This window comes from Sporosarcina newyorkensis (assembly GCF_900167515.1).
GTDB classification, from domain to species: domain Bacteria; phylum Bacillota; class Bacilli; order Bacillales_A; family Planococcaceae; genus Sporosarcina; species Sporosarcina newyorkensis.
This window is the reverse complement of record NZ_FUYJ01000012.1, coordinates 64,345-75,070: the sequence shown is the minus strand read 5'-3', so window position 1 is coordinate 75,070 and position 10,726 is coordinate 64,345. Positions and strand designations below refer to the sequence as shown.

Genomic DNA, 10,726 nt, shown 5'->3' with positions numbered 1-10,726 from the left:
ATCCGTTGCATCGTCTTCCTCAACCGGCACCTCTGTTGCTTCATCGTCAATTACTGGTAGATCCGTTGTATCTTCTTCCTCAACCGTTACATCCGTTGCTTCATCTTCATCTGTAAAATCATCCGAATCATCTTCATTTTGTGCTTTTTCCTGCAAATTTTTATTTGCAATTGTACGCATTAATGATCCTTTTTCAGGTGAGCCCGGAGTGCTAGTTGCAAAAGATGAAACTTCTGCACCGTGATTTTTAAATTCTTTTTCCTCACCTTCTTCAGCTGCAAAAGCTGATCCGCCTGCACCGAAAATAGCAGCTGTTAACATTGAGGTTGACATCACGAATGGCAAAATTTTCTTGTTTGTGCTTTTCTCTTTTTGAGTAGTTTCTTTAACCAAATTTCATCAAACACCTTTCTGTTTTAAGTTTTTTTGAAGCTCAATTATTAAACTTGTTCTCTTAAATTGCTATGTACAATCTACCTCCTTTTAATCAAGAGCTTAAAATTAGGGCTATTTTTTTAAAATGTCCATTTTGAATATGAAGCTTTCAATTGGATAATTTAGCAGTGCCCTATCTGCTTACAAACTACAATAACAAAAGAAAACTACGGCCGCGTAACAATCAAATGACAAGTTTCCATGGAAATATTAACCTTTGTCATAATTAAAGAAATACTCCATCAGACCTGTCCAATACTTGACGATAGACCAAAAAGAGGTCTAACCTAATAGATTCCCTTCATATATTCCATCTTATTCCTTTTGCGAAAAACATCGGTAATGTGCTCTGGAACATGTTCGGATTACTTTATTGACACGTTCCCTCAATGGTTCGAACGGTCTAATGTTATTCAATTCAAATATTACGCTTTCAAAATTTTTGTAAAGATTATGCTCTGGAGAAGAGGGTAAAATTAATAATTGTGCTTAAAAGTGCTCATAAGAATCCCTTACAAGTTATTGAATAAATACTAAGTCAGCATAGAAAAAAATGTAAGTGTGTTTAAGTGGAAGGGGCAATTTGTGTGGGAATGAGTATCTGGTCATCTTAATTGAGTGGGCAAGAATCGTAGATGGGTTAGCCACCTCAAGCCTCCTGTAATCACGACTGTTTTGTCCATGAATTGTTTATAGTATGTATTGCACGCGTAGACAACATCGGGCTGAAAGTTACCATCGAAAAGAATGGCAACAACTGTCGCTGTCAAATGTCAATCACGTTATAAAATATACTGATCAATGGTTAGGAGTATCACCAGAAAAACGCCGCCCCAGGAGAGCACGGCGCCGCGATAGATGTACTATTTTTCCTGCTTTACAGATGCCAGTTCTATAGTAATTTTTCCATTTCCATCTGTACTTTTAATAACTCCGTTCCCTTTTGCAAGATATACTCTGGAGCCATCTGGGAAGCGGAGAATAACGACATTCCTGAAAGAGCCTGCTTTCACTGTGATGGTTTTCGTTGTACTCTCTACTAAAATCTTCTCCTCAGCCATAAAGGACTGATTTTTTGTGTATGCTCCTTGTTTCAACGGATAGGAAACATTCAGAAAGATAAAATCCGAACTCGATACCCCCATGAGAAGCCTTTCATTGTCCTCAATGTATGTTAAGTTTGACAAATAAGGGTAAACGGAACTGTTCTTATTATATAAATAAGTGTACTCCTCTTCTTTTTTCGCAAAGAACGTCTCTTTCTGATCGTCGAGGAAAGAAGGCGCATATGTGAGAATCAGACCGTCTGCAGGCGTTAAGTTGCCGGTAACAGTTGTTGGAACAGCTTTCTGCTCTTTTTTGGATAAAGCCGAAGTATAAACATACCCTTTATTCTTACCAGTCTGAACCAATGACCATCCATTTGAAGAAGACAAGACAGTCACCTTGGAATGATTTTTAATAGTCCCCAACTTATCGGCATGTTGATTCGGTTTCGTACGCAGGAAAATGTCATTCTTCGCATATACATACATTTCTGTTGTTGCTGCGGCTGTTTGTGTTGGAAGGAAAAAAGAAAGACCGAGTACCAACAACATTATTGCTAAGCCCATTTTTCTTATTTGAATCACTCCTTGGAATTAGTTACTCATATAAGAAACTATGGAAGGTGTGCTTTAAGTAGAACTGAAAAGGAACCTTATCCTAAAATATCCGGACAGAAATCTTCATATACTGGCATGCTCAGCCCTTAGACTGATGTTAAGTTCAGGCATTTGATGGATTCAACTTTATGGAGGTTGATTTATGATTGAAAAAAGGGGGAGACTGGTATGAGAAAAACTGTGATTATTTTAGCAGGGGTAGGACTTCTAGCCATCGTTGGATTTTGGGGCTATGGCTGGGTAAAAAAAGATCGGGTGTCCGGTGATCTGTCGATAGAAAAAGACAGTGCAAAATCATTGGACGTTGAAATTGGCTTTGGTGCTGGAAATCTTTTGATTGAGGGCGGTGCTGAAGGGTGGGTGGATGGTGTCATTGATACAAACGTGAAAAAGTGGGATCCATCGATCTCTTACAAGAAGAAAGGAAAAGTCGGTCATGTGGTAATTCGGCAGAAAACAAAAGGTCTCTTGGCTTTCCGGAACGCACGAAACGATTGGAATCTTCAACTGACAAATGAAATACCCGTAAATCTCGCTGTCGAGATGGGTGTCTCCGATTCAGAATTGAACTTGGCGGGAATCCGTCTCAGTCATTTATCGATTGATGCCGGAGTCAGTGATACCACAATCAATCTAAATGACGATTGGCGGGAAAGCTTCGAGGGGGAAATCAATCTTGGCGTGGGGGATGCGGAAATTCACTTACCGAAGGAGACTGGTGTTAAATTGACCATCTCAAAAGGGCTCGGTAGCTTAGGAACGAAAGGCTTCATCTCTCAGGGAAAAGGCGTCTATGTAAATGAAGCGTACGACCATTCAGATACCACCATTAATTTGAAAATCGATGTAGGGGTCGGTGATTTGAAATTTGTGCTTGGCGAATAGTTCGCAGCACAATAAATGTTAAAAACAAAAAAATATAAAAAATCATGGTTGTTGAAACAACCATGATCGTTTTGAAACAGATACCATAGTGAAAGGTACCAGATTCCGAAGCAATTATGAATTGCCTCAGGATCTGATACCTTGATTAAGACCTCCTAAGTTTCCCTATATTAAAAGATCCGCAATGATTGGCAGGTGGTCGGCAACCGGAGTGTCAAGTACTTCAGTTCTTTCTATAGTTGTAGTTTGGTCTGTGAAGATATAATCGATCCGGGAGGCAGGCTCAGTGCAGACAGCTGAACTGGCATCCTCATAACGAGCTGGGAATGTATAAGCTATGCCCATTCCCATGCTTCCGAAAGTGTCAGTATAAGTCTTTCTGAAGTCCTTTAATTGGAGGTGCTCGGGGGATAAGTTAAAATCACCAGTTATAATAGTAGGAAACAATGAAGCATCGGTTATTTCCAGCAGTTGTTTCAAGTTTTCCCGCTGACCCTCTTCTCCCAGTGATAAATGTGTATTGAAGAAACTTAGAAATGTGCCGTCCAAATCAATAATTGATTCAAGCAACCCTCTCGGTTCGGGATCCTCTATTAAACTTGAGGGGCTGGTGTACGCATGATTCTTGGAGTATTTCACCGGAAATCTGCTGAGTAACGCATTACCGTATTGCCTTTCCGGTTGTCCCGGCTGCACAGGTGGTTCAATTAGATTTGGTCCATAGCTATAGTCCATTTCCAGCCATTTTGCCAGGACTGCCGCCTGATTTTCAAATCCGCTGCGTTCTGAAAAATGATTGTCCACTTCCTGCAAACCAATAATGTCAGCTCCAGAATTCCGGATCACCTCTGCCGTACGGCGAAGATCCACTTTCCCATCCATCCCCAATCCATGAGCTATATTGAATGACATTACCCGCAATTTACGAACCTGGGTAGACCCAGCGCTGCCGAATGTTCGAGTCACGGGTTGTGTCATATGTCCTATCATAAAATCTCTCCTTTTTGTATGGTTGTTTCAAAATCTCTTACGATTACTATAACCATACAATATGAAGAAATTGTAATCCTGTCATTAAGAATTGTAAAGAATACTGGCGAAAGGTTCACAATATCGGCACTTGGTACCTGCATTTGATACATATTACTGCCTGCTAAATAGTCTATTTAAAGAATATAAAACATAGTATAAGTCAGTCATCTAGGCTTAAAATAGCTAGTGATTTCATAAGTGTACAACGAAGTTGGCGTAAAACTCATGTAGAAGCTTGTTGGAGTTATATACAAGACAAGTACCTAAACTTTATTCATCTATCCACTATTTTCAATATTGCATTCTCTCAATGAAAATGATATTTTAGAATGGATAAAGTTTTCTAAATATATCTTTATTTGAAAACGATTACAACTAGAATGGCAAGGGGGGCTATTGTATGATTACTTTTTTGGCATCAATTGTACTGCTCGTGATCGGTTATTTTACTTATGGAAAGTATGTAGAAAAAATATTCGGTCCGAATTCACAAAGAAAAACACCTGCTTATGCAAATCATGATGCAGTGGACTATGTGCCGATGGGCAAGCAGAAGAACGCGTTGATTCAGTTGTTGAATATTGCAGGTACAGGTCCGATTTTCGGTCCGATTATGGGCGCATTGTTTGGTCCTGTTGCATTTTTATGGATTGTGCTCGGTTCAATTTTTGCGGGAGCGGTTCATGATTACTTGACGGGGATGATTTCCATTCGAAATCGCGGCGCGCATATTCCAGAGCTTGCAGGAAAGTTTTTAGGTAAATTAGCGAAACACTTTGTTAACTTTTTTGCATTATTGCTTTTGTTATTAGTCGGTACTGTGTTTGTGACGACTCCGGCCTCTTTATTAAACATTCTAACTGACGGGAAAATAGGCATTCTCGTGTTGACTTTGTTGATTTTTGTATATTATTTCCTATCAACTATTCTGCCTATTGATAAGATTATTGGCCGTTTTTATCCGATTTTTGGTGCTGTTTTGCTGCTTGGGACAATCGGAGTCGGGGGAGCGCTTCTGTTTTCCGATCACAAAATTCCAGAATTGACGCTTCAAAACATGCATCCAGGTGGCCTTGCCATTTTCCCAATGCTATTTTTGACGATCACATGCGGAGCACTTTCAGGTTTTCACGCTACGCAATCGCCAATCATTTCGAGAACTACTCAGAATGAATCGCAAGGACGCTATATTTTCTACGGCATGATGATTACAGAAGCTGTAATCGCTATGATTTGGGCAGCAGCTGCAATGAGTATGTTTGACGGTCAAGGTCTTCAAGGGTTAATCAATGCAGGTACGGCATCTGCGGTTGTCAATGAAGTGTCAATGACGCTACTTGGCGCGGTAGGTGGTACGATTGCTGTTCTTGGTGCGGTTGTACTACCGATTACTTCAGGCGATACAGCATTCCGTGCGGCACGTTCAATTATCGCGGATTACATCCAAATATCGCAGAGCAAAATCGGTAAACGTTTACTCATAGCCATTCCATTGTTCGTTGCTTCTTATTTATTGACGTTAATCGATTTCAATATACTTTGGAGATATTTCTCTTGGGCAAATCAATCAACCGCAGCAATCGCACTTTGGATTGGCGCGATGTATCTGTACGTAAAGAGGAAAAATTATTTTATCGCGCTCTTGCCGGCTATGTTCATGACCAGCGTCGTGACGGTCTTCATTTTAATGAACGATACGATGGGATTCGGTCTTGAGACTACGGTTGCTTATATCGGAGGATTTACGATTACAGCAATATTCACTGTACTCTTCTTTATGAAGGCGGAAAAAAATGTAAAAGAAAATCTGCAAGTGGATCTTCTTGAAGAAAACCCAGTCGAAGAAGATGGGAAATTAGAAACTGTATAAAAAAGACGAGCGATTGCTCGTCTTTTTTGTGTCATTAAATGAGGTTCTATACTATTTGTTGTGGTGATATTTGGCGACTCAAACATCGTATTCCTTAAAGTGATTCAGATTTGAAGCAGGTGGATGTCATCTTACACTAATTCAGACGTTGAATTTCATCGGCAACTGCAAAAGCAAGGTCTTCATTACCGAAAAGTTGGAGTACGTCAAGCATAGTTTCGTTATCGATTTGGAGCTCATCCAACCCGTCATCTTCCTCCATGACACTCAATAATGCAGCATTGTCTGGTTGGTTTGGATAAGCGTTTCGATAGAGCATTTGCGGATCCAGTTCATGATTCGCACACCATTGTACAAAGAGGCGAATCATAAGCGTTTCGTCCTCTTTGTATTTCTGTATTATTTGTTCATTGATATCTCTGAATTCCATTGTCCGACCCTCCATTGATAAGTTGTGATTCTAAGTATATACGAAATAGGGAATGTTGGTGAATGGGATGAGACCCAATCTTTTGGGGTCGCTACTTTTCCTATTACAAGTTTTAAATATGTTTAAGAATTCGACAACTTATGCTACGTTTATATACACATACAGGACCTAGAGGTGATACGCTTTGAAAAAAACAAGAACGATTTCGTTAGCGCCTGTCGCAGATTTATCGGGGGAAATGCAAGATTTTTCACCTGTTTCAATTGCGATCGGTCCACAAAATGAATGGTGTTTTTTATTGGTGAGAGAATACCCTCCTTTGATAGGAGGAAGTTTTCCTTCCACCGTCACAAAGGAACAATACCATTACAAAGTGATCATCATGAAAGGCAATGAAAAGAAGGTGATAGATCTGCCTGATGAAAAATGGAACTATCATTATGTGCAGACTATTGACGATGATCAAGTGTTATTGGCCGGAGCCCGCTCTTATTATCACGATGCTGATCATATTGAAAAAAATGCACGGGTATATACTAGTGCAGGTCAGTGTATCCGTTCGTTTTGTTTGGGAGATGGCATTCAAGATTTGTATGTGACAGACAGCAATACGATTTGGACGAGTTATTTTGACGAAGGTGTTTTTGGGAATTATGGCTGGGATGAACCGATCGGAAGTAAAGGGTTAATTCATTGGGACTCTTTCGGTCGCCAACTGGAGTGGCACGATCCAGAAGGAGAACATTATATTGATGATTGTTATGCAATGAATATTGTATCCAATGAGGAAGTATGGTTTTACTATTATTCGGATTTTCACATCGGTGTCCGTGTTGAAGGTCATACAGATTATTATGTGCCTGACGTAAAAGGAGCAAACTTGTTTGCTGTGAAAGAAGATATGTTGCTGATGGACGGGGGATATGGAAATCATGATGGTTTTTACGAATTGAAGCGAAAAGGTTCACGCTATAGAACGCAGAAACATATTCGATTTATAAAACCTAATGGAGTAGCCATTCAGTCTAGTGCAAGAAGTACTCGCGGAAATCAGTTATTGTTTTTAGATGGAACGGAAGTCTATTATTATGAGATTTGATACGCGATACCAGGTCAACGAGTAATTTGAAATACAAGACGGAACCGGAATCTTTTATTAGTGTTCGCTGGATGAGATGCTAAAGGGGGATGAACATTATTTCTACAGGAATCACCAAATTTTTAACGGGCATTGGCTGCATACTTCCCATACTTGCTGTGGGATTCTTCGTTATATCCTTGTTTAATGGGTTTGGGTTTATTGGATTTGTTATTTCAGTCATTGTATTTTTAGTTGGTCTCTTTATTATCGGACAAGGCCAACTAATGCAGGACGGTTATAAAGAAAAACAAAAAAAAATCTTGCTTTCATTGAACAGTGGTCAACCACGTTTTGAGAAAATGCCATCCATCATGTCAATTGATTTATTAAAGAGAATTGTAATTGACCATGATAAACAACGTATATACATATGGTACGCTGAAGACGGGAAAGGCAACGTTTTACGAAAACCGAAATTAGGAATGTCCTATAAGTTGTTGAATTATGACTTCACAGATCTTGTGGCTGCCGCGATCGTGGAGGATGATACTATTATTATGTCATCTCCAGAGTTTGCCGATATTTCAACGATCAGCGGAGAAAATAAGAAACATGCATCGACCAATACTATGAACATGCCGATGGACAAAGTGAAGACCATGGAACTGATTCTTCAGATAGACGATGAAATATTTCCTTTCTTTCAATTTAAATTTTATGATGCGTCTTATAAGGATTTGCTTAAGGAATCGATTGAATATAACGCTGTGTTAAAAGAAATGAGAAAGGCATATAACAGGTTTGACTCGATTTTGAACGGGTCAGCGGAAAATCTTGTACCTGTAGCCCCACTTTCTTATCAAGAGGTATCGAGTAAATCGGATGAAGTCCCTGCTGTAATGGAACCGAGTAAGATTCAGCCGATAGAGAGGGAAACAAAACGACATGAAGAGACCGTTGCTCCACCACACGAAATTGATCAACCAACCTACACTTTCTCAGATGACTTGGCGGATCAATCCATCATAGTTGAAAGCTCAGAGATAGAGAAGGATTCATTTCCAGATCAAGATATACCTGCTGAACAAACTGAACTATCCTATTTCGAAAGAATTATAGCTGAAAATAAAAGGCAATTGACAGAGAGGAAATGATTAACACAAAGTAACGGGTACCGATTCGATTCAGCTAACACCTATCATAATCCAATAGTAATTTTAGTGTGCTCGTGACGCGACATAGAATGTGTCCAGAAGAGTAATTACACTTTAAAGATCCATTTGGAGACTTGGTAATCAGCCAAGTAAAGAGCAGGCAAAAAGTTTATTTTTTTTATTTTATTAATAGAGGTGCCGGGTCCCAAGGTATTCTAAAAATCCATTTGGACCCAGTGCATTTCAGTGAATTTGTAACGGACAGATTTCACGAATCTTCACATTGCTCGTTTTTATCCCACATTACTTACACTTACCCGGTCCCCTCCCTGTATTTTCCTATACCATTTCACTAGTTGCGATGATTTCAATCCCAGCCAATGCTTGTGCAGCCAGCCGATCAGCTTCACCATTTGCCTTTCGTGAAACGAGTTCATACTGCGGTTGAAGCCCAAGCGATTTCATCTTCGCCTCAATCTTATCTGCCCAACTGTATAAATCCTGTTCAATAACCGGCCACTCCTCACTCAAATGATTGATGACGACTCGGGAATCTCCGATAATCTGGACAGGTAAACGTTGGATCCCAAGAAACTCAAGCTCTTGCAGGCAAAGATGAAGTGCTGCATATTCAGCCTCATTATTTGAAGTTAGCCCGTCGACAGCTGCGTTTTTTCTAAGTCTGTATGACTTTCCGTTTTGGTCATAGTAGATGACACAGCCTAAGCCGGCTGCCTTCGATTCCCAGTTAAATCCTCCATCGAAATAGACAATGATATTATGCGGCTCCATCTCAATCCCTTTCAAATAGCCCTTCAATTCCTTTACTGTCCATGAACTGTCAAATTGGTCGATAAAAACCAACTGTTTTGCACGTCCGGTCTTCTCCAAATCATTAGCAATTAATAATGCCTGCGCTGCTGGCATTTCCTCAGACTTGAAGACAGTTTCTGTCCCCTTCGGTGATCTATACGTCCATTCAATTAGCACCTTCATCAAAATCCCTCCAATATAATCAGTGTGGCTAGTAAAGAATGTTTTTATAGCTTTAATAAGACTAATCTGTACCCAAGTCCTTATAGTGATATGTTTTTTCTCTCATCTTTAAAATTGTATACCCGTTCTACACGTATTTTTATCTTAAGTGGCTCCAGGGCTGTTTTATGCTGCAAGCATGGCTATATAACTCGCTTTCCTGTAGTATTGACTTAGTGATACTAAAGTTTATCCTGTCGGAAAAATAATAGGCCTTATTACTATTTATTAAATAATTTAATATAATTAGAAGAGCTTATTTAAATGAAGTTAAATAAACTAGTGAAAGGGTGTTTTACTACATGCGCGTCTCTTCAAGTATAAATTTAAGTACTCAAGTATTAGATAAAACAAATGTTTTAGCAGCCTTAGAGTTTAATTTAGCGATGATAGAATTCAATCTGAATCAAGAAGTTATTTGGGCAAATGAAAATTTCGCAAAGACTTTAGGATATACTGTAAATGAAGTGAAAAGTAAATTACATAAGCAATTCTGCACCGCAGATTTCGCTAACAGTAAAGAGTATAATGAGTTATGGAGTAATCTGAAAAAAGGGGTAAAGTTTCAGCAGAAGATTCAAAGGGTCGGTAAAAGTGGTACTTTGCTATGGCTGGAAGCTACCTATATTCCTGTGTTGGATGAAGGGGGCAAGGTACAAGCTGTCCTCAAAATTGCTACCGATATTACAGAACGTGAAAACCAAGTGCGGACCATCGTTTCTCAATTAAAAGACCTGTCTATAAATTTAGGTAATATGGTTAATGAAAATTCTCAGGAAAATATGAAGGCATTTGAGTTATTGAGAGAACAGATTAATTCTATAAGTGACACGGCTAATACAATACGAAATATCTCTTCACAGACAAATATTTTGGCATTGAATGCAGCTATTGAGGCAGCTAGAGCCGGAGAACATGGACGTGGTTTTGCTGTAGTGGCGGAAGAAGTGCGAAAGTTAGCAAGCAATGTAGACGAAGCGATTAAAAAAGTGAATTTAAACGTAGAAACCATTACAAAGGGAGTCGGAGTAGTTCGTAATGTAACCAAAGAATCTCAAAGCGAAGTCATTGAGACCCAATCTGAAATTAGTAATACGATGGAGGAATTTGAGAGTCTGGCTAATTAGTAAGGTTTGTCTG

Annotated in this window: 9 protein-coding genes and 2 pseudogenes; 6 read left to right on the top strand and 5 right to left on the bottom strand. The window is 39.3% G+C overall.

Features of this window, described 5'->3' with window-relative positions; translation table 11 throughout:
• Together B5D59_RS18350 and B5D59_RS17410 are read right to left on the bottom strand one after the other, a co-directional pair.
• Positions 1-393 (bottom strand): annotated as a pseudogene (locus B5D59_RS18350) (hypothetical protein); the annotation flags it as partial.
• 905 nt (positions 394-1,298) lie between these two features.
• Positions 1,299-2,033 (bottom strand): SH3 domain-containing protein, encoded by a 735-nt coding sequence (locus B5D59_RS17410; protein ID WP_176132627.1) that lies wholly within the window; start codon positions 2,031-2,033, stop codon positions 1,299-1,301.
• Between the two features lie 234 nt (positions 2,034-2,267).
• Between B5D59_RS17410 and B5D59_RS17405 the strand changes: the two genes are divergently transcribed.
• Positions 2,268-2,984, top strand: coding sequence for a toast rack family protein (locus B5D59_RS17405; protein WP_078818807.1), 717 nt, complete (start codon positions 2,268-2,270; stop codon positions 2,982-2,984).
• A 165-nt stretch (positions 2,985-3,149) separates the two neighbouring features.
• Here the strand turns inward: B5D59_RS17405 and B5D59_RS17400 are convergent, their stop codons facing one another.
• Positions 3,150-3,974 carry an endonuclease/exonuclease/phosphatase family protein gene (locus B5D59_RS17400; RefSeq protein ID WP_078818806.1) on the bottom strand — a complete coding sequence of 275 codons (825 nt, stop codon included), beginning with the start codon at positions 3,972-3,974 and terminating at the stop codon, positions 3,150-3,152.
• A 442-nt stretch (positions 3,975-4,416) separates the two neighbouring features.
• Here B5D59_RS17400 and B5D59_RS17395 point away from each other — a divergent pair, with 442 nt between their 5' ends.
• Positions 4,417-5,886, top strand: coding sequence for a carbon starvation CstA family protein (locus B5D59_RS17395; RefSeq protein ID WP_078818805.1), 1,470 nt, complete (start codon positions 4,417-4,419; stop codon positions 5,884-5,886).
• A gap of 136 nt (positions 5,887-6,022) precedes the next feature.
• Here B5D59_RS17395 and B5D59_RS17390 read toward each other — a convergent pair whose 3' ends face one another.
• Positions 6,023-6,316, bottom strand: coding sequence for a hypothetical protein (locus tag B5D59_RS17390; protein WP_078818804.1), 294 nt, complete (start codon positions 6,314-6,316; stop codon positions 6,023-6,025).
• A gap of 184 nt (positions 6,317-6,500) precedes the next feature.
• Between B5D59_RS17390 and B5D59_RS17385 the strand changes: the two genes are divergently transcribed.
• Together B5D59_RS17385 and B5D59_RS17380 are read left to right on the top strand one after the other, a co-directional pair.
• On the top strand, positions 6,501-7,415 hold the full coding sequence (locus tag B5D59_RS17385; protein WP_245799562.1) for a hypothetical protein: 915 nt from the start codon (positions 6,501-6,503) through the stop codon (positions 7,413-7,415).
• 89 nt (positions 7,416-7,504) lie between these two features.
• Positions 7,505-8,551 carry a hypothetical protein gene (locus B5D59_RS17380; protein ID WP_078818803.1) on the top strand — a complete coding sequence of 349 codons (1,047 nt, stop codon included), beginning with the start codon at positions 7,505-7,507 and terminating at the stop codon, positions 8,549-8,551.
• 339 nt (positions 8,552-8,890) lie between these two features.
• Here the strand turns inward: B5D59_RS17380 and B5D59_RS17375 are convergent, their stop codons facing one another.
• On the bottom strand, positions 8,891-9,547 hold the full coding sequence (locus tag B5D59_RS17375; protein WP_078818802.1) for a reverse transcriptase-like protein: 657 nt from the start codon (positions 9,545-9,547) through the stop codon (positions 8,891-8,893).
• Between the two features lie 341 nt (positions 9,548-9,888).
• Here B5D59_RS17375 and B5D59_RS18740 point away from each other — a divergent pair.
• Both B5D59_RS18740 and B5D59_RS18735 read left to right on the top strand, forming a co-directional pair.
• Positions 9,889-10,281: pseudogene (locus B5D59_RS18740) on the top strand (PAS domain-containing protein); the annotation flags it as partial.
• A 60-nt stretch (positions 10,282-10,341) separates the two neighbouring features.
• Positions 10,342-10,713, top strand: coding sequence for a methyl-accepting chemotaxis protein (locus B5D59_RS18735; protein ID WP_425441363.1), 372 nt, complete (start codon positions 10,342-10,344; stop codon positions 10,711-10,713).
• Positions 10,714-10,726 lie beyond the last annotated feature (13 nt).